The sequence below is a fragment of the Acinetobacter sp. YH12098 genome (assembly GCF_013419235.1).
GTDB lineage: Bacteria > Pseudomonadota > Gammaproteobacteria > Pseudomonadales > Moraxellaceae > Acinetobacter > Acinetobacter amyesii.
The window spans coordinates 30,179-52,361 of the sequence record NZ_VPAO01000017.1; the positions used below are offsets into that span (position 1 = coordinate 30,179).

19 protein-coding genes and 1 riboswitch are annotated in these 22,183 nt (G+C 40.6%); of the genes, 11 read left to right on the forward strand and 8 right to left on the reverse strand.

Annotated elements, in window-relative coordinates; genetic code table 11:
* Positions 1 to 28: 28 nt before the first annotated feature.
* Entirely contained in the window at positions 29 to 652 is a 624-nt protein-coding gene (locus FTU38_RS07165; protein ID WP_180110871.1) for a hypothetical protein, read from the reverse strand.
* A gap of 135 nt (positions 653 to 787) precedes the next feature.
* Here FTU38_RS07165 and baeS point away from each other — a divergent pair, with 135 nt between their 5' ends.
* The 7 genes from baeS (at position 788) to FTU38_RS07200 (ending at position 10,747) form a co-directional block, all read left to right on the forward strand.
* The gene (baeS, locus tag FTU38_RS07170) at positions 788 to 2,464 is read left to right on the forward strand and encodes a sensor histidine kinase efflux regulator BaeS (RefSeq protein WP_180005488.1); all 1,677 of its coding nucleotides are present in this window, start codon (positions 788 to 790) and stop codon (positions 2,462 to 2,464) included.
* Positions 2,465 to 2,476: 12 nt separating this feature from the next.
* A complete protein-coding gene (locus FTU38_RS07175; RefSeq protein ID WP_111885370.1) occupies positions 2,477 to 3,163 on the forward strand; it encodes a response regulator in 687 nt (228 codons plus the stop codon).
* Between the two features lie 86 nt (positions 3,164 to 3,249).
* Positions 3,250 to 4,656 carry a hypothetical protein gene (locus FTU38_RS07180; protein ID WP_218946169.1) on the forward strand — a complete coding sequence of 469 codons (1,407 nt, stop codon included), beginning with the start codon at positions 3,250 to 3,252 and terminating at the stop codon, positions 4,654 to 4,656.
* Positions 4,657 to 4,682: 26 nt separating this feature from the next.
* Positions 4,683 to 5,774 (forward strand): hypothetical protein, encoded by a 1,092-nt coding sequence (locus FTU38_RS07185; protein ID WP_233945001.1) that lies wholly within the window; start codon positions 4,683 to 4,685, stop codon positions 5,772 to 5,774.
* A gap of 436 nt (positions 5,775 to 6,210) precedes the next feature.
* Positions 6,211 to 7,908 carry a carboxypeptidase regulatory-like domain-containing protein gene (locus tag FTU38_RS07190; protein ID WP_180110872.1) on the forward strand — a complete coding sequence of 566 codons (1,698 nt, stop codon included), beginning with the start codon at positions 6,211 to 6,213 and terminating at the stop codon, positions 7,906 to 7,908.
* Between the two features lie 357 nt (positions 7,909 to 8,265).
* A complete protein-coding gene (locus FTU38_RS07195; RefSeq protein WP_180022415.1) occupies positions 8,266 to 9,621 on the forward strand; it encodes an amino acid permease in 1,356 nt (451 codons plus the stop codon).
* 271 nt (positions 9,622 to 9,892) lie between these two features.
* Positions 9,893 to 10,747, forward strand: coding sequence for a hypothetical protein (locus tag FTU38_RS07200; protein WP_180110873.1), 855 nt, complete (start codon positions 9,893 to 9,895; stop codon positions 10,745 to 10,747).
* 98 nt (positions 10,748 to 10,845) lie between these two features.
* On the opposite strand, the gene FTU38_RS07205 is transcribed toward FTU38_RS07200, so the two are convergent.
* The 4 genes from FTU38_RS07205 to FTU38_RS07220 form a co-directional block, all read right to left on the reverse strand.
* A complete protein-coding gene (locus FTU38_RS07205; RefSeq protein WP_218954703.1) occupies positions 10,846 to 11,217 on the reverse strand; it encodes an MmcQ/YjbR family DNA-binding protein in 372 nt (123 codons plus the stop codon).
* Between the two features lie 35 nt (positions 11,218 to 11,252).
* A complete protein-coding gene (locus FTU38_RS07210) occupies positions 11,253 to 11,858 on the reverse strand; it encodes a murein L,D-transpeptidase family protein (RefSeq protein ID WP_180110874.1) in 606 nt (201 codons plus the stop codon).
* A gap of 111 nt (positions 11,859 to 11,969) precedes the next feature.
* Positions 11,970 to 13,415 (reverse strand): YdiU family protein, encoded by a 1,446-nt coding sequence (locus FTU38_RS07215; RefSeq protein WP_180110875.1) that lies wholly within the window; start codon positions 13,413 to 13,415, stop codon positions 11,970 to 11,972.
* Between the two features lie 120 nt (positions 13,416 to 13,535).
* Positions 13,536 to 14,696, reverse strand: coding sequence for an acyl-CoA desaturase (locus FTU38_RS07220; protein ID WP_180049967.1), 1,161 nt, complete (start codon positions 14,694 to 14,696; stop codon positions 13,536 to 13,538).
* A gap of 190 nt (positions 14,697 to 14,886) precedes the next feature.
* Here FTU38_RS07220 and FTU38_RS07225 point away from each other — a divergent pair, with 190 nt between their 5' ends.
* Complete coding sequence (locus FTU38_RS07225) at positions 14,887 to 15,420, forward strand: META domain-containing protein (protein ID WP_180110876.1); 534 nt, start codon at positions 14,887 to 14,889, stop codon at positions 15,418 to 15,420.
* A gap of 66 nt (positions 15,421 to 15,486) precedes the next feature.
* Here FTU38_RS07225 and FTU38_RS07230 read toward each other — a convergent pair whose 3' ends face one another.
* The 3 genes from FTU38_RS07230 to FTU38_RS07240 all read right to left on the reverse strand — a co-directional run bounded on the left by FTU38_RS07230 (position 15,487) and on the right by FTU38_RS07240 (position 18,965).
* On the reverse strand, positions 15,487 to 16,200 hold the full coding sequence (locus FTU38_RS07230; RefSeq protein ID WP_180110877.1) for a glycerophosphodiester phosphodiesterase: 714 nt from the start codon (positions 16,198 to 16,200) through the stop codon (positions 15,487 to 15,489).
* Between the two features lie 185 nt (positions 16,201 to 16,385).
* Positions 16,386 to 16,970 (reverse strand): cob(I)yrinic acid a,c-diamide adenosyltransferase, encoded by a 585-nt coding sequence (locus tag FTU38_RS07235; protein WP_111885379.1) that lies wholly within the window; start codon positions 16,968 to 16,970, stop codon positions 16,386 to 16,388.
* 117 nt (positions 16,971 to 17,087) lie between these two features.
* Positions 17,088 to 18,965, reverse strand: coding sequence for a TonB-dependent siderophore receptor (locus tag FTU38_RS07240; RefSeq protein WP_180110878.1), 1,878 nt, complete (start codon positions 18,963 to 18,965; stop codon positions 17,088 to 17,090).
* 35 nt (positions 18,966 to 19,000) lie between these two features.
* Positions 19,001 to 19,221, reverse strand: a riboswitch (cobalamin riboswitch).
* Between the two features lie 146 nt (positions 19,222 to 19,367).
* On the opposite strand from FTU38_RS07240, the gene FTU38_RS07245 reads away from it, so the two are divergent.
* The 3 genes from FTU38_RS07245 to FTU38_RS07255 all read left to right on the forward strand — a co-directional run bounded on the left by FTU38_RS07245 (position 19,368) and on the right by FTU38_RS07255 (position 22,168).
* Positions 19,368 to 20,009: a phosphoribosylanthranilate isomerase gene (locus tag FTU38_RS07245; RefSeq protein WP_180110879.1), complete on the forward strand. Its 642-nt coding sequence runs from the start codon at positions 19,368 to 19,370 to the stop codon at positions 20,007 to 20,009.
* Positions 19,993 to 21,219: a tryptophan synthase subunit beta gene (gene trpB, locus FTU38_RS07250; protein ID WP_180110880.1), complete on the forward strand. Its 1,227-nt coding sequence runs from the start codon at positions 19,993 to 19,995 to the stop codon at positions 21,217 to 21,219. Before FTU38_RS07245 ends, trpB begins: the two co-directional genes overlap by 17 nt.
* 223 nt (positions 21,220 to 21,442) lie before the next feature.
* On the forward strand, positions 21,443 to 22,168 hold the full coding sequence (locus FTU38_RS07255; protein ID WP_180110881.1) for a CPBP family intramembrane glutamic endopeptidase: 726 nt from the start codon (positions 21,443 to 21,445) through the stop codon (positions 22,166 to 22,168).
* Positions 22,169 to 22,183 lie beyond the last annotated feature (15 nt).

The window sequence follows — 22,183 nt, forward strand, 5'->3', positions numbered from 1 at the left end:
TGATATTGCGATCTAAGTTTGGATTATTTTACTGGGGCTGGCGTCGGGCAACAGGGGCTTTAGGTTGGAAGCGAACTTCACATTTACCATTGATTTGCTGTTCGCCAACTTTAATGGCAACTGCGCTACCATCAGTCTTACCTTGGCATGCTTTCATAATCGCTTGTTGCTTCGTTTGGCGTTCTGCTAAACGTTGATCAAACTTTTTAGTCAGTTCTGCACGTTTTGCATCAGTCAGTGGCTCACCGCGTTGCATCTGACCACGCATGTCGCCACGCATTGGATGATGTTCACCGCGCATTGGTTTGTGTTCACCACGTGCTTTTTTCATGTCTTGACGGTCTGCTTTGAACACCATGGTACATGTACCATCAATATTTTTATCGCCAGCTTTTACTTGAACTGTTGAACCTGTAGCCTTACCATCGCAGGCTTTTTGCATATCAGCAAACACTTGACGTTGCTCGGCACGCATTTGTTTAAAATGTTCACGTTGCTCAGGTGACATACGACGATCTTGATCACCATGATGTTGTTTCATCATGCGGCCATGATCGTTATCTTTTGGTGCGGTTGTCGATTGACAGGCAGTGAGTGCACCCATGCTCAATACGCTTGCACCGATTAAAGCCATTTTAGTCATTTGTTTCATAGTCTTTACCCCCACCAGATTAGATATTTTTCCGATGGTTAAAGATTAAATAATAAAGATGTAGAAACAATGGAGAGTTTTTTAGTTGCGTGTTCGCTACAATAATGAATATAGAAGAAAAATGAGAGTTCTCTTTTGAAAATACGTCGTATCCCGATTGCCCTACGCTTGTTTCTGACTGTGCTGTTGACGACGCTCGTCATCACAACGGTAAGTCTTGGCGTTTTGCATTGGAATATGCAGCGTAATTTCACCAAATATGTGGCCGATGTCGAGATGCAAAAGCTTGACCATGTCATTGAAAATTTAGCCGATGTGTATACGGTCTATCATGATTGGGGCAATGCGATTCAGGCACAGATTCTGCAAATTGAAGGGCAGGCAGCACCAGATGACTATGATCGTCTCTCTCGGTGGTGGTTACGTCGTCAATATGACATTGCATTGCAGCAGCGCTATTTTCAAGATCATAGTTTGAATGCAGCATCGATGTTGGCAACGCCACAGCAAACGGCAGAACAAAAAACTGAAGAGCTAAAATGGCTTGAACAAAACTTACCGTCTGAGTTTCAACCCTTTGAAGGTTTAAAATTTCCTTTAAGCGCGAATCAAAATGTGTTCCGCCCCAAAGAGTCGAATGCGGATGAAAAAGATAAAGATGCCGGTCAATCCTCTCAAAACAATACCAACAATGGTGGTAAAAAACAGTTTATTCAAATGCCTGACCGCTTGGGCTTGAGTTCACGTTTATCTTTATATGATGCACAGCGCCAATTTGTGGTGGGTGAGCCGACAGATGAACAGATTTCTTATCGTCCGATTATGGTAAATAATCAAATCGTGGGGTATTTGGGGCTCAAACCTGTACTCGAGCAAGATGATGCGATCAGTATTAACTTCTTTAGTAAGCAAAAACGTTATTTGTTATTGGTTTATGTGCTGACATTTATTGCAAGTTTAATTGCTGCACTGTTATTGGCGACCTACTTTAAAAAACCGATTCAGCGTTTGTTAATGGGAACACGTGAGTTAACAAAGGGCAATTATCAACATCAAGTCGCGGTGAACCGTAATGATGAGCTTGGTGATTTATCGAATGAATTGAACCAGTTGGCTGTGATTCTCGATCAGCATGAAACGTCACGTCGTCAATGGGTGGCCGATACTTCACATGAATTAAAAACCCCATTGGCGGTGTTGCAGGCTCAAATTGAGGCGATGCAGGACGGTATTCGTAAGCCAACGCCAGAGCATTTTACTTCGATGTTGAATCAAGTCAGTAGTCTGAAAAAATTGACCAAAGATTTGGCTGATTTGGCGCAAGCTGATGCACAGCAATTAAATTGTTATCTCACTACGATTAATCCGTGGGATGTCGTTGTGCAGGAGGTTGAAAGCTTTAAACCGAAGTTTGAACAAGCCGATTTGAAAATTACAGCAACGGGCGATGGCACTTCATTACAATTAGATATAGACCGTTTTAAACAGATTATGGTCAACTTATTGGGTAACAGTATTCGTTATACGGAAGCTGGTGGTGAAGTGCATGTTCATACTGAGCAGGATGAAACCCAGTGGACCGTGTATGTTGATGACAGCCCATTTGGTTTAACTGATGAACAGTTGGCACGTTTAGGTGAGCGTTTCTATCGTGTGGATGATTCACGTACGCGTGCAACTGGTGGTACAGGATTAGGATTGGCGTTATCCGTAAAAATAGCTAGAGCATTGGGCGGAGAATTGAGTTTTGATCATTCTCCATTGGGCGGTTTGCGTTGCAAATTGACATTTCCCAAACAGATGAAATATTAAAAGGAAGCATGCATGAAACATATCATGTTGGTTGAAGATGAAGTGGAACTTGCACAGCTAGTGCGTGATTATCTAGAGGCTGCAGGCTTTGAAGTCAGCATGTTTCATGATGGTCAAGAAGCCTATGAGAGCTTCACGCAGCGTAAGCCGAGTCTAATGATTTTGGACCTGATGGTGCCACGTATGGATGGCTTAACCATTTGCCGTAAAGTCCGTGAGCAGTCTGATCTGCCAATTATTATGGTGACTGCACGCACTGAAGAAATTGACCGTGTATTGGGGCTCAATATGGGTGCTGACGATTATGTCTGCAAACCGTTTAGTCCGAAAGAGTTGGTGGCACGTGTGCAAGCGGTATTACGTCGTTTAGAACGTAAAGCAGAGCCAGAGGTGAATGATTTATTCCGTATGGACAAAGCACAGCAACGTATTTGGTATCAACAAAAAGCGTTGAGCTTAACGCCAACTGAGTTTCGTTTACTTGAGTTGTTTTTAGAGCATGTAGGGCAGGTGTATTCACGTGCGCAATTGCTTGATCATATTAACCCAGACAGTTTTGAAGTGGCTGACCGTGTGATTGATAGTCATATCAAAAACCTGCGTCGTAAGATTTCAGATGCAGCGGAAACTGGCAACCGTCATGAGTGGATTCAAGCTGTGTATGGCGTCGGCTACCGTTTTGAATATCCAGAGGATTAATGTTACTTTTTGTTCTTGAATCTTTTTTTAAAAGCCTTTAATTTTTAAAGGCTTTTTTATTTGTATTTTTAAGAGGGAAAAACATAATGATTTTAAAAAAAACCTTATTAGCAATAAGCTGTTCTGTAATTTTAACTGCATGTGGCGGTGGTGGCGGCGGGTCTTCTAGTAGCGGTGGGACTTCAGATAATGGCGGTTCAAATGGGGAAACAGCTAACCCATCAAATCCAGCAACAGATTTAGAGAAAGCTAAAGTATTAATCAAAACTACGAACAATATTATTGCCTATTTTGACAGTTTTAAAGGTTTGCAGTCTCAGTATGAGCCTGCATTTGATGCTGTAAGTAATGCAGGAAATGATATTAGTAATGCTTCTGATCTCATCATTACTTTAGCTTCATTGGCGCAGAAAGACGCTCAAGGTTCCACAAAAGACTATACCGCTGCAGAATTAGAGGCACTTTTAGAGGATGATGCGACCTATGGGGGGATATATTATCCAGATTATATTTTGAGCAAAAATGGTCTTAAAATCAGCGTAACACCGACTTCAGTTTCTGTTAATGGAAGTGTATCGGCTAAATATTGGATGGACTATATTTGGGATAGCAGTACTTTTACTGGAAAAGATGTTTTTAGCGATGCGGTTTTGATTACTGTAAGCAATTTAAAGTTGGATGCGCCATTCACAGCATCTGCAAAACAGCATGATTTTAAAATAGTTTCAGGCGGTAAAATCACAGCTAAAAATGCGGATGGATTAGAATCAAGCTTAGGGTTTAATAGCAACAGTACCGCTCAAGTTGTTTATGATACAGCTATCAAGCTGGAAGACTCAGAAAGTGAAAATGCTCCGGTTACGGCACAATTTAAATTTTTAAATGTTTTGTTAACAACTCAGAACGCGAAGCTGAATTTAACTGAACTTTCAAGCAAAGCTGCTCGAGTTAAATTCAAAAATGGTACTGAAACATTTAATCAAATTATTCCATATGAAATTATTTTGAAAGGTGAAGCTTTAAGCGGAGCAGAAAACTTAGGCTTAGATGCAAATATTAAGCTAAAAAATGATCTGACTAAAACCTTTGATATTACCCAAGGCGAATCTGCGGCTGCATTTATTAATGCAGATTTGACAGTTAATCTCTCTGGTAACGTAAAAGGTGGGGGGGCTGCTGTGAAGCCATTCAGTTTACTGCTTAACGCTAAAAGGAATGATTACCAAAAAGGGATAGCAAATCTTAAAGTTACAGTTGATCAAAATACATTAAATATAGATGTAAAAACTGACAATCTGATCGCGCAATCTCCAATTATCTGGTCAAGAGTATCTCATGCGAATGGTGCATTTGTAGAAATTCCAGATTTAGATCAATTCAGTTCTGCTGATATTAAAGTCGGTACTGTTAGCTACGGTACGATCAATAGAGTATCGAATAGCATTTATTCTGCGAAATTTACCGATAACACTGTGCTAATGATTGCACCATAATAATGAATTAAGGAGAGGGGGTAACGATGTTCCCCCTTTTTTCTATGTTGAAAAAAAAATTAGTATTATTGGGATTATCGCTCCCGTTTTATAGCTATGCACAAGAGGCTATCTATTATCAAGTGCAAGCAGATGTTTATAGTGAACCGTTAGCGATTCATGCATTTACAGATGATTGGGATGATTCTAAGTTTAAATCAGGAAAAAATGCATTTGCTCATGGTTTAATGCAATTGGGCGTAAAGCAGGGTAATTGGGATTTTAGCTGGATCTGGCGATATGACTATGCGCTCAATTTCAGTGAGGATACAGCAAAGCTTTATTATCAAATACAAAATGAACTGCCTATCGATGCAAACTCAACGTATGACTTGAGGCTTGAAGCACAGCATATTGATACTGTTGGGTCTCGGGCTGCCTATACATGGCCCATTAGTTCGAATTGGAATTTAGAAACGGGTATAACCGCGTTAATTGGGCGTCATTATATTGATGGTCATATTAATGCGCTAGGGGTAACGACAGATCAGCAAGAGCTTATGGACCGCGTCAAATGGCTGAATGGGAGCATAGATTACAGTTATGATCATCCTGCTTTGAAAGAAGATAAAATGGGCTGGAATGAGCAGGCGCATAGCGGGTATGGCTATGCCCTAGATGCGACTTTAAGAGGTGCTATTGCAAAAAATTGGAATTTAAAAATTAATATTCAGGATGCATTGGCATATTTATATTGGCAAGATGCTCCATACACACGATATAACATCAGCTATGATCAAGATAAGCGTCCACGGTTTGATATTCAGGGAGAGTTTGATAAAGATAAGACCTATGCGCAAAAGCTGCCATTTAAAATTTATTCGGATTTAAATTATGACTCAGAGCAGGCTTGGAGTTTAGGACTCAGTTCAATCTCAAATGAGTATATAAGTCTTTGGCAGCTCAATGCATATTGGAATACAGGGCTAATGTGGGGAATCCATTTTGAACCCCAAACCAATTCGTTTGGCCTTTCCGTCAAACATGAAAACTTTGGTTTTAAATACATAGCAGATTCATTCAATACCAACCAAGCAAAACGTATGGGCGCGCAAATATATGCGCAATATCTATGGTAAGTGCTGTTGGACCAGCGACTGTAAACAGATTAGCTTCTTTAGAATGTGTAAAGTTTTAAGCAGTTGTTTTATTTAACCGTATTGATATGTATTAAAAAAAGCTTTGCATTGTCATAATGGAATTTAAATTGTTCGGTTATGGATAAGTTTGAATTTATCTATAACCTTTTTTATTTATATCGTAAATTTTTTATTTTTTAAAGTTTTTATCAGTATTAGATATTTATTAGTATTCCATTTTTGAAGGAATGGGCATCCCTTAACAGCAAAACAATGGCAATTGGATGAATGATAAAAATCACATAAAAATGCGAAATTTGCGCATTTAATGAAAATTGGTTATTATTTTGCTTGAATATTGACCAGTATGTTTGGGCTGGCAGAGTTCAATGTAGAGATAATAATTTTAAAAATGGAAAATTAGAGGGCAGAACAGATGAAAAATATAGCATTTGCAAAAATAATAATGGTCACGGGTGTCTTGGGTTTAACGGCATGTGGTGGTAGTGATCGTGATGAGACAGGAAGCGTACCGTCAGAGCCAGTTGCCGATGCCATGGTACAAAAAAGTGTAGAAGAGCTGACGCTGTTGGATGTAAATAATCTTGCATTAAATGCTGCGTCGATTCAGATTTTAAGTGATGAAGAGTGGCAGAAGGTACAAGCAGGTAGTTTGAAAGCGACAATAAATGAAATCACAGCAGATGATTCTGAACAGTTATTTCCACCGATCAACAGTTTACCGACAGCGACTCATTTTAAAGGTCAAAGTTACCTTGCTAATGCTCAAGGCATCGTTAAGCTGCCTAAATTGGCTGCAGGCACATATTATGTTTTGGTCACTAAAAATGGACAGTCTGCAGTTTCAGCATTCTTGATCCATCCTAAAAATACCAATAAGAGCATTGTGCTGAATGTGATACTCAACTGTTTAGACCAAGACTGTCAGACCTTAAGCGATGCACCTGTCAATGATGCAGTGGTCGGAACATTCTCTGGTCAAGTGATTTTTAAAGGGAAACCTTTGGCGAATGCGCAAGTGTCATTGTCTGGCGGTACAGCGACCAATGGCGCATTTGTTAGTGCTTTGACTGATGCCAATGGATATTTCACGCTTTCATTTAATGTGAGCAATGATCTGCTTGAAGCATTGAAAAATGCCACGCTCACCATTAACGGTGCAGGAATTAACACTATTACGAAAAAAGTTATGGTCATTGCTTCTTCTGCATCGGGCTATCAATTTGAAGTGCTGCCTGAAACAGCATCTGTAGATGCGGTATGGCGTGAAACTTTTGAAGCGGATTCTGCTACTCGCAATGCATGGACAAGGTCGCAGCCAAGTGTGGCTAATGTCGATTGGCAGTTGCTAAACAAAGGTCACAACATTCGTAATAATCAAGTAAATCAGCGTGTGCGCTTAGCGCCGAATGATCAGAGCCAAGGCAAGGTGCCTGAGCCACTGCAAGGTAATACGGCATATTGGTATGGTGACAAAGTAAATGGCAACTTTATTGGTGCTTTAAGTGATTCATCTACGGCTCCAGAGTTTGATGGCGGCACCTCGCAGTATGACAATAGGGGTGAATTGATTTCACCTTCCATTAATCTAAGCCAGTATCAGGCGCCTTTGAGTTTAAGCTTTAAAACATGGTGGGAAATTGAGTCGGTCAATCCAAATAATCAGGGATTCGATTTGATGAATATTTTAGTTTCTACCGACGGCGGTAACAGCTTCAAGACTTTGGCTCGATTAAACCCGCTGGCAGATCCATCCTCGGCATATGAGCGCGCGCCGATTCCATACAGTAATTTAGGCTTTAACCTCGCACCGGCTGCTGTTCAGCAAGAAGCAATTTCATTAGATGAATATGCAGGCAAGGCCAATGTTCAGCTGAAATTCCAATTCAGAACAGTCGATCAACTTTATAACGGTTTCCGCGGTTGGATGATTGATGATGTGGTGATTCAGAAAAAAGCCGGTACTTTCCCATTATTTGATGGTGCGAGTTTTGATGAAAATTCAGATAGTTTCTCTCAGGACTATAGTGGCGTCGCTGCAAAACAAGCGGACACTGTGCTGAAAAGCACGAAGAGTTATGCACGGTGGGCTGAAGTTCCACAGCGTAAATAACGATTTACATGGTGGTGCAGTATGAATGGTTAGAATAGGTTTAGACGTACTGTATTCACTATCAATCATCCATCAAGTGAAGTGTATGCTAAAAAGCAGCTCTCTATTGAGGGCTGTTTATATTTAAAGGGACAATATATTCAGCCACTTAAGTATGCTGGCAGCTAAATTTTCTGGCTGTTCTAATAGAACCATATGGCCTATATTGTCCATCCTATCAAGTTGACTATGTGCTATAGATTGATGCAGCTCACGCACTGTATTCCATAATGATTCATACAGAAATGATTTGCGAATATTTGGCTGCAAAGAGCTGCACAGGCTACAATCCACTTTTTTATAAGATGAGAACGTGTTGTGAGCAGCGAAATGCCTCAATTGCAGCGCCGATTAAAGAACCGTCATATTCAGCTGATTGCAATGGGTGGCGCAATCGGGACAGGGCTATTTTTAGGCTCTGCGCATATTATTGAGTCGGCTGGACCATCGATAATTCTGGGCTATTTGATTGGTGGTTTGATTGCTTTTCTGATTATGCGCCAGTTGGGCGAGATGATTGTACAAGAGCCAGTCACAGGTTCATTCAGTCATTTTGCTTTTAAGTATTGGGGCAAGTTTGCGGGCTTTTTAACGGGCTGGAACTACTGGATTCTGTATATTTTAGTAGTGATGACCGAGCTGACCGCGATAGGCAAATATGTCAATTACTGGTGGCCGCATGTGCCTGCTTGGGTTTCAGTTTTGGTGTTTTTTGCTGTGATTACGCTAGCCAATTTAGCCAATGTCAAACTGTATGCAGAATCTGAATTTTGGCTGTCGATGATTAAAGTTGTGGCGATTGTTGCCATGATTATTTTTGGTATATATCTGCTACTTACAGCAGGCGCAGACTCTACCGCTTCGATTAGTAATTTATGGGTACATGGCGGCTTCTTCCCGCACGGTTTTGAAGGCTTATTCTACATGCTAGCCTTTATGATGTTTGCTTTTGGCGGCATTGAATTAATCAGCATGGCGGCGGCTGAAACTGAAAATCCTGATCAAAATATCCCGAAAGCGGTGAATCAGACCGTGATCCGCGTGTTCTTATTTTATATCTGTTCCTTGGCGGTACTGCTGTCGCTGGTGCCGTGGAATCAGTTGAAACTTGGCGGTTTGGATCATAGTCCTTTTGTGATGATTTTTAATCAGATGGGGATTGATTGGGCGGCACATTTGCTGAACTTTATTATTTTGACTGCATCCGTTTCGGTCTGTAATAGCGGCATGTATGCCAATAGCCGCATGCTGCTCGGTTTGGCAGAACAGGGCAATGCGCCAAAAACGTTTAAACAGGTAAATAAACACGGCACGCCGATTGCCGCGGTTTTATTTTCTGCTTTGCTGATTTTTGGTTGCGTGCTGCTGAATTATTTCTTGCCTGAAAAAGCCTTAAGTTACCTGATTTATATCGTGGTGAGTGCTGCGGTGCTGAATTGGATGTTAATCAGCTTGATTCATTTGAAGTTTAGAAAAGCGATGCAGCAGCAGGGTATACAGACCAAGTTTCCTGCTTTATTTGCACCGTTTACCAACTACTTTGTCTTAGTGTTCATGCTGATGATTTTGTACATCATGTGGAATCAGGGCTTTATGCTATCGGTGTTGATGCAGCCGCTATGGATTTTACTGCTGTATGTGCTGTTTAAAGTGATGCAAGCAAAGAAGGTTTAATACCATGAAGGCTTAGGGAAGAGCCTTTTGATATGCAGGCGTTCTTGTTACGCGCTGTTAAAGAATGTCTTTGCTAATTTATTTTGAAAATAAACATATTTATGGAGTGTTCGTATCAATAGCAGCCGTTCCAGTATGCTTTAAATTTATATGGTTTAGGTTAAAGTATTGATATTAATTAAAAACATTAAAAATTTGGTAAGAAGTATATTTTGTGAATATTTTTGAGGGCTGAGTAATTAATTTTTTTTAAATAAATCAGTAAATAATTATGAATATTAAAATTTTAGATTCTCAGCATTTTGATTCACAAATGAATATGCATTTACAGCAATATTTAATTGAGCATCATTTACCAAAGATAGGTTTTTATCATGTCGTTGCGAAAAGAGATGATACGATCATTGCACTGGGAATGCTTTATTCTAATCATGTCCATCCTCATCGAGATTATATTTTATTTCATGAGGTACAAAATGATTTAGAGGCTAATCTATTCATAAAATTGATCAATAATTTAGAGAAAAACTCTAAAACGAGAAGATTACAACTCATACTCAATTCTAGGAATAATTCTTTACGTGAACTGTTTGAGTCACATCGCTTTTATATTGCTAGAACGACTTACTTGATTGAATTAACCGAAATAACTGAAATCTATACAGATATAAAAAGAATAAAAACTAAAAAATTAAATCAGATGTCGAAAGAAGAATGGCAAGAATTAAAGAAATTGTTCCATAAAAACTACAGGCGATTTCATGAAGGTGTTAATGTTTTAGCTCAGGAATTTTCACCTGACTTATTGTTCGAATATTTAAAAAATATAAATGTAATGGAGTCAACAATCCTTTTAAATCAACATTCTCAACTATGTGCTTACTTTCTTATTGGTTGCTCAGATGAAAACTCAATTGAAGTTGCATATTTGGGAGGGATGGATGAAGATGATATGGATGACTATCTGTTTTTCTTTCAAAATGAATTGAGAACATTACTAAAAAAATATAAAACTGTTTATTTTGAAGCTGATGATTCGGATGATTATTTTTCTGCATTAATGCAAAAATTAAACTGTGATTTATCGGACTCTTACTACACATTGATTAAAGACTTAGAGGAGTAGAGGCTCATTAGTCTAATTAATTTTTTCGACTAATGACTTAAACCGTTATTTACTTAATGGCTGCTATTTAGAATTTAATTTATCCTTTGTAAGTGTATTTAAACACTCCTCAGCAACTCAATCCTCTGCCGTTGTCCTTTCTTTAACTTCGACACCACCAATTCATAAGAATTTAGCACCAAATCTTGCAGCAGTTCTTCTTCCAAGTCTTCATCTGCAAATACAGAAATCCAATGCTGCTTATTCATATGCCAGCCCGCACGAATAAAAGGATAAATATCCTTCAACATCGTGCCATTATCAGGCAGTACTTTTAAATTAACGGCTGCTTTGCCTTCTAAGTGAAAACTCAGCAAAAAAACCTTATCCATCACTTTAAATACATCACAGCCTTCACCAAAAGGCTGGCTGCATGTGGTTTCTGGCAGGGCTAAGGCTGTCTTCGCAGCTACAGCATGTAATGCAATCATAGGGGATACCCAAAAATAAGCCTGAGCGTTAAAGCCTAAGGATGAATATTAATCGCTGTATCATTATTCACCAGTTGCCAAATTTCATCCATATCAATATTGCGCACTGCAATACAGCCCCAAGTCCAATCTTTTTGTGGGAAATACGTCATCAGTTGTGGTGCAGCTTTCATTTGTAAACTGGTCGCCGAACCATGAATCATAATGTCACCACCTGCAGAAACCCCTAGATTTTTAGCCTTCTGTTTATCCGCCGCATTGGGGTAAGAGATATGCAAAGATTTATAAAATGTGCTTTGCGGATTGCGCCAATCTATATGATAAGTTCCTTCTGGCGTCTTGCCATCACCTTCTTGAACTTTATGTCCAAGCGGTTGAAAACCCAGACGCATCGGGTAACGCCGAATGACCTGATCCTGATGTTTTAACTCTAAATAACGCTCAGCTTTATGTACTTGAATACTGTCGATCGGCGTTTCTGTGCGAATTTTTTGAATTTGTGCATCGCTTAATTCAGGTGGAAAGGCCAGTACATTGGCAGGTGTAGGTAGATATTTTTCAAATTTTTGATAGGCAAGGTAGGCCGCCACAATACAGAAGAGGGTAGCGAAACTAAAAATAGCGATACGTTTTCTTGTCATTATTTTTTAGAGGATGGACGGCATTACAGTCCATCCATTTCGGTATTGTGGATAATGCCTAAATTATCCACAATTTTGCTTCGATTGATGCATGAATTTGTGGATAAATGTTTAAGACGAGCAGCTGACCATCACTTCAGGCACATCACTTGGCAAGGGGCCTAAATCTTCTGTTGTTTCCAGTTCAGGCTGTTTACTAAAGGGCTGACTGAGCAATGTAAACAAACGCTGTACTTCTGAAAAATCATTACGTTCAGCAAGTTCAATCGCCTTTTGTGCCATATGGTTGCGCAAGATATATTGCGGATTGGCCTGTGCCATTTCAGCATCTAAAGCATCGGTGTCCTGATGCGCACGGATGCTTTCATATTGTGCCAAGAAACCTTCAAAGCCGCGGCGGTCAAGGCAGTCATCTTTAATGGCTTCATATTCATGATTTTGCAGACGGATAAAGCTTTGCGTGTAATCCAGTTGTTCACTTTGCAGAATGCGTAAAAAGGCCATGGCGCAGTCGAAGCTGTCTTTATGAAAACTCGGCAGCCCCATTTTTTGGCTTAAGCCCAATTTATAATGTTCCAAGAAGGTCAGTTCAAAATGCTCTAAGCATTTGGCTAGATCTTCTTTCCATTGCTCTTTGTCATAATCTGCAGGGCAGAGCGGCACTAAGTTATTCAGCCATTGCCATAGATTCCAATGTCCGATACTTGGCTGCTGCTGATAGGTATAGCGGCCTTGGTAATCCGAATGGTTGTTAATCCAATTTGGACGGAAACGCTCCATAAATCCATAAGGACCAAAATCTAGCGTTGAGCCAGTAATATTCAGATTGTCAGTATTCATTACGCCATGCGCAAATCCAACCAATTGCCATTTGGCAATCATCACTGCGGTACGCTGAATGACTTGAGTGGCAAAAGCTAAAATCGGTTGTGCGGCATCCAAGCATTCAGGGTAGTGCCACTCAATACATTTTTGCGTGAATTCAGGTAGCAAATCACCCTGATATTGATTGATCCATTCAAAATGTCCCAATCGGATATGACAGTCAGATGTACGCAGCATCATCGCGCCGAGCTCGAGCTTTTCACGCTGCACGCCTTGCTCGGAACTGGTAAAACCCACTGCATTACTCGATGCAACACCTAAGCTGTTCAGCACATGTCCTGCCAAATATTCACGAATAGTCGAGCGCAATACTGCACGACCATCGCCCATGCGTGAATAAGGCGTAGAGCCTGCGCCTTTGAGATGCAGGTCAATGGTTTGCCCATGTTTATCGATGATTTGCGCAATCAATAAGCCGCGTCCATCGCCCAATTGGCCGGCCCATTGTCCAAACTGGTGACCTGCGTAGACCATGGCCAAAGGTTCAAATTCTGCAAAGGTTCTTTGACCGCTGCAAATGTCTACCCAAGCCTGTTTATCTGTCTCAGACCATTGCAGCTCATCCGCAAGAGCGGCATTAAAATGCCCTGCTTTTGCACCTTTTAGAGGAACTGGCTGCTGATGGTGATACAGGCGAGGTGGCAGGGTGTTATAGCGGGCATTGAACAGCATAATGATCTTGAAAAATTCAAATTATGTTGAAACTATAGCAAAGACTGGATGGAAAAACTGTAGCTTAAAAACAATAAAACCTCCACAAGGGAGGCTCTATCATCAGAAGGGCTTATAGAATTAAGCTGTTTTCTTTTTCAAATTACGCATCAATTGATTTAGTGTTTCACGGTGCTGTGAAAGACGTTTTTCAACTTGTTGGAATTCAAGTTTTAGCTTGTCATCCATTTGATGAAATTTTTCAGCAACCGCAGTTTTCTTCGCTTGAATTTCCTGTTCTTTGAGTTTTGCCCAGTCATTCAAGGTTTGTGAAAACGCATCATATTCTTGAGAAATACGTTGTTTGGCTGTCGTAATATCATCAGTCATGTTTAGACCATAGATGGCAAGGTCTTGTTCCGCATACTTGAACTTCATTGCCAACTCAGCTTTTTTAATATTAAAGCTAGGGATACGGCGTAAATTTTTAGCAAGACCTAATTTAGAGCAGCTCCAAATCAACCATTTTGTTGGATCGTATTGCCACCATTTCACACCATTACGGTAGTCGTATTGGAAAATGTGGTGATAGTTATGATAACCCTCACCCCAAGTAGCAATAGCTAGCCAGAAGTTATCACGAGCGGTATTTTCGTCAGTATACGGACGTTTACCCCACATGTGACACAGTGAGTTAATAAAGAACGTCACATGATGGCTCAAGATTAGACGCATTAAACCGCCCAATAATAGAACGCCCCACATGTCGCCAACAGCCCAACCAATTGGCACTAAAATCGCCGCATGAACAGCAATTACCAGTGGAATGTAGTATTTATCTTGGAACAAAACGACTTTATCTTTTAACAGATCAGGTGCGTTTTTGTAGTTCGGTTCTGCTGCTGGATAATCACGAAGCATCCACCCGATATGGGCATACCAGAAACCACGATTAATCGAGTATGGATCTTGGTCAATATCGTCTACATGACGGTGATGTGTACGGTGACCAGAAGCCCAGAACAAAATACTGTTCTGAACAGCAAAAGTACCCATGAGCATTAAAATGATTTTTAAAGGCAAGGTTGCTTCATAAGCACGGTGTGCCCATAAGCGGTGATAACCTGCGGTAATACCTAAACTGCTGACACCCAGTAAAACAAACATACTGATCCAAGCAGCGGCACTAAAATCATGATTAATGGCATATAACGGAATTGCAATAACTGCGACAATAGGTAAAAACACCAATGCAAAAATAGCAATCCAGTTCATTGGGGCTTTGGGTAGGGGAGCATTCATCTCCAACAGCACTCCTGAAACCTTGGGAGGTATAGATAGGACTAATCCCATTAATTTTTTAAGGGATTTTAAACGTACAGAATAGTAGCACGGGAAAACCCGTTTTCACCACTGTTATTGTACAGTTGTATTGTTCTAAACAGTAACATAATACGACTGAAGTTATTTGACTTTTTGTGGGGTAAAAAAGATGCTAAAAAAACAGCAAAATCGTCAAAATAATCCGCAATTTTTTGTCAAACACTGTATCTGTGGCGGCTTTCTGATCAGTTGTCTTGGACTGATGGCTTGTCAAAATTCTCCTACACAGACAGTGACTACAAAGTCACACGGAAAATCACTGGGCAACAGTATTGAGCAGCCATTAAAACTTATTCGCGTAAATGATGGGATACAAGATATTCCATGGACGATTGTGAAAATCGCTGTACAAAAAGCTAAGTTCTTTCATCATCAACCTTATCTTCAGTTCAATTCGCAATTTCGACAAATTCAGGGAAATACGGGATGTAACACTATCAATGGCACTTATGTGATTGATACCTTAAAACACAGCATTGATCTGAATGCCCGAGCAGGTTATTTCAGCTGTGATTCGGCTTTGGCTCAAGAGGCTGAACTTTTAGATGCCTTGCAAGCCGCAACACAATTCCAAATAAAAGGGAAACACATGACGATGCAAAACAGTCGGGGACAAACTGTATTGGTTTTGGAAAGAAAATAGACCGATTGAAATATCGACGTGTTGATCGAGAAGTGAATTACACAAATCTAGGTGAATAAAGCAGCATTAAAAATGCTGCATCATTAATTTAGGATAGTCGGTAATTAAGCCGTTAATGCCCCAATCTTTAAGCTGTTTAGCACGATCAACGTCGTTGACAGTCCATACGCTCACATTTAATTTTGCCTGCTGCGTGGCCTGAATAATGTCTGAATTGGCGAGTTGGTTCATCCAACCGATTTGGATACAACCTAATTCAAGTGCTTGTTCAATCGCTTTAAATTTTACGTCTGTTTCAACCAAAAGCCCGCGTTTGAAGCCGGATTTTTTTTGTTGCAAAGCAAGATGAATTTTAGGGTCAAAACTGGTGATCACTGCGGAATGTTCGAAACCTTGGAGCTGTTGTTCCAAGGTTTCAGTCAGCGCTTCAGCTTCAGTCTGTGTCTTCACTGCTTTCACTTCGACTTCAATATGATCGAAGTTATGAATAATTTTGAGCGTTTGTTCGAGCAGTGGCGTCGGCTCAACTTTATTCCATTCTGACCATGTCACTGCATGGTTATACGGTTCTAGTTCAGAACTTTCGCATTCATAAAGATACTTATCTTGGCCGGTGGTATGGATGAATTGATCGTCATGCATCACAATTAAGGCGCGATCTTTTAGTTGTCGCACATCAAATTCAACTGAGCGTATGCCTAAATCTTGAATATATTGGAAACCACCTAGGGTATTTTCAGGTGCTTCACCACGAGCGCCACGGTGACCGATTATGCGCATAAAGGGCCTGCAAAATTGAAAGATAAAAACATAGTGTCCTGTAAGAATGACAGGGAGATGACACTGTTATTTTGATCCGATCATCCTGAAATACAAGAATGATCGGACGAAATGTTTCGATTTATTTCAATGTAAAATAGACTTTTAATTGGTCAAAGGATTTGAGCAATTTTTGAATCCAAAACTTATTGATCAATCGTGTCGTTAATATTTTTCTGCCACAGCACCTCAGAACCACCTTCAGCGCGTTGTAATGTACGCGATGCGACAAATAACCAGTCAGAGAGTCGGTTAAGTAGCTGCAATGACGGTGCTTGAATGTTCTGGTCACGGTTATGTACAGCCATTAAACGACGTTCTGCACGGCGGCAAACTGCACGCGCTTGATGGGCAAAGCTGCACACCAATGTTCCTGATGGCAGGATAAAGTCTTTGAGCATTGGCAGCGCTTCATTCATACGGTCAATGTCATTTTCCAAAAACTCAATTGACACAGGTTGTACCAAGTTGAAGTTTGGAATGCAGACTTCACCGCCAAGGTCGAATAACCAATGCTGAATCAGGCTGAGCGATTTATCCCAAGCCGCTTTGTCTTCAATGCTGCTAAGTGCGATGTGCGAACGCAGAATACCAATGCTTGAATTGAGTTCATCGACATCTCCTAAGGCTTCAATGCGTAAATCATCCTTTGCTACACGTGATCCGTCACCAAGACCTGTTGTGCCTGAATCGCCTGTGCGGGTATAAATTTTACTTAAACGGTGGCCCATGTCTTGTCCTTAAAATGATGAAAATTTCGGGTCGGTCATAAAAAAGGATAATGCCATAGTCATGACATTATCCTCAAAGTTTTCTGCTTTCTATTGATGAAACTGATTAACTAAAAATCAGTATTTAAATGTCACACCTGCAGAAGCTAAACGACCACCATTCACATAGTAGTAACCACCACCATACGATGCAGTTTTGTATTTCACATCACCGACATTTTCAATATTGGTAAAGACTTTTACGTTTGGATTCACGTTCCAATATGCATTGAAATCTACAGTCACGTAGCCAGGATTTTCACGTTGGTAATCTTGTGCATGTGATTTAGACGATAAAGCACCGCTGATTCCATAAATTTCGTTTTGAAGTCCTGCGGTTAATGTAAAGCTTTGACGAGGACGACGATTTAACTCTTTGCCTGTTTTTTCATTTTCAGCTTTCACGTAGTTATAGGCTGCTTTTGCAAACCATTGGTCTTGTTGCCAAGCCAAATAGCTTTCACCACCTTGGAATTTAGCTTCTTTTACATTGCCAAATTTATTTTTATTCGCTGCATTGTAGTCAATTAAATCATCAACTTCTGTGCGATATAAAGATAAACCAGTACTTAAGCCATAAGCTAATTTTTGATCTACACCAATTTCATAAGATGTGCTTTCTTCAGGTTTTAAATCAGCATTGCCATAAGAACTATACAATTCATTGAGTGTTGGCGATCTAAATGCCGTACCAATATTGGCATAAACACTGGTTAATGGCAGGATTTTGTAACGAACAGCAGCTTGACCTACTGTATGTGTTCCATATTTTTCGTTGTCTTCAACACGTAAGCCAACTTGGGTATCTAAGCCATTATTTTTATACTGATGTTGAATATAATAACCTTGTGAATCCACGTCCCCTTTGTAAGGAGCTGTAAAGGAAATCACATCGCCTTTAATAGTTTGGTAGGTTGTGCCTAACAAGATATTTTGATGTGGGGTGAATTGCCATTTACCATACAATTCAGCTTCTTGAGTTTTGCTATGAATAAAATCGTATGACCCATCATAGTTCACATCATTTTGATCAATATCATCTTTAAATTGTGATAAACGTGCATTCACAGAAATATCAGAGGTGATATTGACACGACCTTTAACATTCACGATTTCATTTTTAAAATCTTGAGAAAGATTTTTTAAGCCTGAACAGTTATAGTTCGCATCATAAGCACTACAGTCGATATAACCTGTAGAGCCTTTATTTTGTTGATAATCTACAGAAAGCGCATAGTCTTCTTTTTCCACACCAACTTTGGCACTAAAACCTTTTTGATCATAATCAGCAGTTTTAACTTTGCTATTTTTCCAGTCAGTGACTTGTGTGCCGTCAGTTTCTAAACGTTGACCACGAATTTGAGCATAGAAACCATCTTCTGCAACATCTGCTCCAGCGATGGTTTTGTAGGTGCCATTTTCACCCATCTCGCCAGTCACAAAAGCACTGGTTTTTTCAGGTGTTTTTGAAACAAGTTGAATCACACCACCAATCGCATCTGTACCATAAAGCACAGAAGCAGGTCCTTTGAGGACTTCAATTTGTTTAATATCAGTGGTATCGATAAATGCTAAAGATGGCGCACCTGTTGTCGCTGTATTTAAACGAACACCATCACGTAACACTAAAGTTTGGTTTGAGTTTGTACCACGTAAGAAAATAGATGAAACTTGACCATAACCACCACTTTGAACCATGTTAATCGCGGCATCACTCATCAATAAGTGTGGTAGTTCCGCAATTGGTGATTGCTCAACAATTTTAGGTTCGATAATTGAAATACGTGCAGGGACATCATTAATATTTTCTTCACTGCGTGAAGCGGTAACGACGATGGTATCTAAAGTTGTGGAAGCTTTATTTTCAACTGCGTCAGCAGCCACAGTATTTGTTGAAAAACCCATTGCAATAGCGATTGCGCCCACTAATGCTGTAGGCTGAAAAAGAGTAGACATACTTTGCTCCATACATTCACCCCACGTGAATGATTGAGTTGAAGAACGCAGCAAGCAGGTATCCGGACTTAAATATAAATATTGATTAAAACAATATTGGCATATCCACCTTCCCGTAACAATGCAGTGGTGTAAACTCCTTCATGAATTGAAGGTGTTTATAAAGATATGAGGTTCATTTTACCGTTGCGGGGGCAGTGCTGGATTCTCACCAGCTTCCCTAAGCCTAAGCTCAACTTGCAGCAAGTTGAGCGCAGTATAAAGTTTGTATGAGTCTTAAACAACGGATGTAAATAAATATTCAGGATGAACTTTACGCAAGGTCTAAAAATTGCATTACAATGATTCGCCTTCATATTCATAGATAGGCTATGAATAGGGCGGAGTCAGAGCCAAAACAACATGCGAACCCGTGCCAAAATCTGCGGAATTACACGTATTCAAGATATTCAATCTGTCGTCCAAGCTGGCGCAGATGCGATAGGATTCGTATTCTTTGCGCCCAGCCCGCGCAGTGTAACGGCAGTGCAGGCCGCTGAACTGATTCAGCATGTGCCGCCGTATGTGCAGACAGTGGGTTTATTCGTGAATGCATCGGCTGCAGACATACAGAATATTTTAAAAATTTCACCTGTAGACATCCTGCAATTTCATGGCGATGAAAGCCCTGAACAGTGCCAAACAATTGCGCAGACCGTTGGACGCCGCTGGTACAAAGCCATTCAGGTCAAGCCTGATTTAGATGTGATTAGCGAGATTCAAGCCTTTCAAGAAGCAGGGGCAAGTGCCGTACTATTAGATGCATGGCATCCAGAGCTGAAAGGCGGTACAGGGCATAGCTTTGACTGGGCACAGTTTCCAAAACTCGATATTCCTTTAATTTTGGCGGGCGGTTTAAAGCCTGACAATATTGAAGAAGCGATTCAAATCACTGGTGCTTACGCCGTAGATGTGAGTGGTGGTGTAGAATCGGCAAAAGGTATTAAAGACCAACAACTCATAGAACGCTTTATGCAAGGAGTCCATCGTGGATCAGCAAAATAAGATTGACTATACCCAATTCCCTGACGCACTAGGGCATTTCGGTATTCATGGCGGGCGTTTTGTGTCAGAAACTCTTATGGCAGCACTTGAGGACTTAGAAAAACTCTATTTCCGCATGAAAGATGATGCACAGTTTTTGGCAGAATTCGACCGTGACTTGGCGTATTACGTCGGTCGTCCAAGTCCTTTGTATTATGCTGAACGATGGTCGAAAGAGTTGGGTGGTGCGCAAATTTATTTAAAACGTGAAGACCTGAACCATACTGGTTCTCACAAAGTGAATAACACCATTGGTCAGGCTTTGCTGGCTAAACTTTCAGGTAAGAAACGTATTATTGCGGAAACAGGCGCAGGTCAGCACGGTGTAGCAACGGCAACGATTGCTGCGCGTTTAGGCCTTGAATGTGTCGTATTCATGGGTGCAGAAGACGTAAAACGTCAAGCCATGAACGTGTACCGTATGCGTTTGCTTGGCGCGACAGTTGTATCTGTAGAAAGCGGTTCAAAAACATTGAAGGATGCTATGAACGAAGCGATGCGTGACTGGGTAACCAATGTTGATTCAACTTATTATGTGATTGGTACCGTTGCAGGTCCGCATCCATATCCGCAATTGGTTCGTGATTTCCAATCGATCATTGGCCGTGAAGCGCGTAAACAAATTCAAGAACAAGCAGGCCGTTTACCAGATGCCTTGGTTGCATGTGTGGGCGGCGGTTCAAATGCGATGGGCTTGTTCTATCCATTCTTAAATGATGAAGATGTGAAAATGTACGGTGTCGAAGCTGCAGGCTATGGCATTGAAACAGGCAAACACTCTGCACCACTCAATGCAGGTCATGTGGGTGTACTTCACGGTAACCGTACTTACCTGATGTCGGATGATCAAGGTCAAATCATTGAAACCCACTCAATTTCTGCAGGTCTGGACTACCCAGGTGTAGGCCCTGAGCATAGCTTCCTCAAAGATATGCACCGTGTGAACTATGTGCCAATCAATGACACTGAAGCGCTGCAAGGTTTCCGTGATTTAACCCAAATTGAAGGTATTATCCCTGCTCTAGAAAGCTCACATGCAATGGCTTATGTGACGAAACTTGCGCCGACCATGGACAAAGACCAAATTATTATTGCGACTGTATCAGGCCGTGGTGATAAAGACTTAATGACGGTTGCCCGCATTGATGGCGTGGAAATGGTTGAGATGTAATTTCGCTTTTCAGCCTCTCCCTTTGGGATGAGAATCTCGGAATATATTCTGAGTTCGCAAGTGGAGAGGGTGAATTAAAAATCGCGCAGAAGCAATTCCGCGCGATTTTTTTTTGGCTGAAAATTTTATTAAGGCAAATCACTACAAAACTGATGCAGAATAAAAGTGTGAAATAAATCACAATACTGTGTAAATTTTATTGCTTTAGAAAGACTTTATAACAATGACGTTTACCCAATTGGTTCGTGCAGAATCCTTTCCAACCCATATTTATTGGCAATGGCGTGATACTTTTGCGCTGTGCATTCTTCCGCTGATCTTGTTCAACAGTTATGTCTTAGACCAATTTTTTGGTGTTTCAGCTCAGGTTGTTTTGGGTGATTCGATCTTTCGCGGTATTTTATTTATTGCCGTGTGTTGGCTCTATAAAACGATGCTGTATACGCACTGGCAAAAGTATAAACAGGCCTTTTGGCGTTCAAGCCTGTTGGTGGTTGTCGGTGCAGTCGTCTTACAAGTAGTGATTTCTTTTACACGCAGTCTGTTGCCAGTGGGAGAGAGCATTGAAAAAGAATCGACCATTGATCCTAATACGATTGCGTTTTTTAGCTTGCTGATCATCAGTCTTGGGCCATTATTTACCGCTTTGCTCGAAGATATTATTTTCCGCTATACCTTGCTACAAAAGCTATTTGTACAGCCGTGGCTGTGGCGAGTGATTTTGGTCTTGCTGAACTCAATCTTATTCGGCTTGATTCATTATCATAATTTTGATGGCGATTTGATTGCGACCATCAGTTTTATGGCGGCAGGCCTATTTCTCAACCTGATCTATTTGTGGACGCGTAACATTTGGCATGTCTTACTCATTCATTTCGTTAACAACGCGGTACTATCGTTAGGCGGCGTGATTTTATTGAAATTGCTTCAGCCCTATGTGGGCAGTTGAAGTCAAAAATAGGGG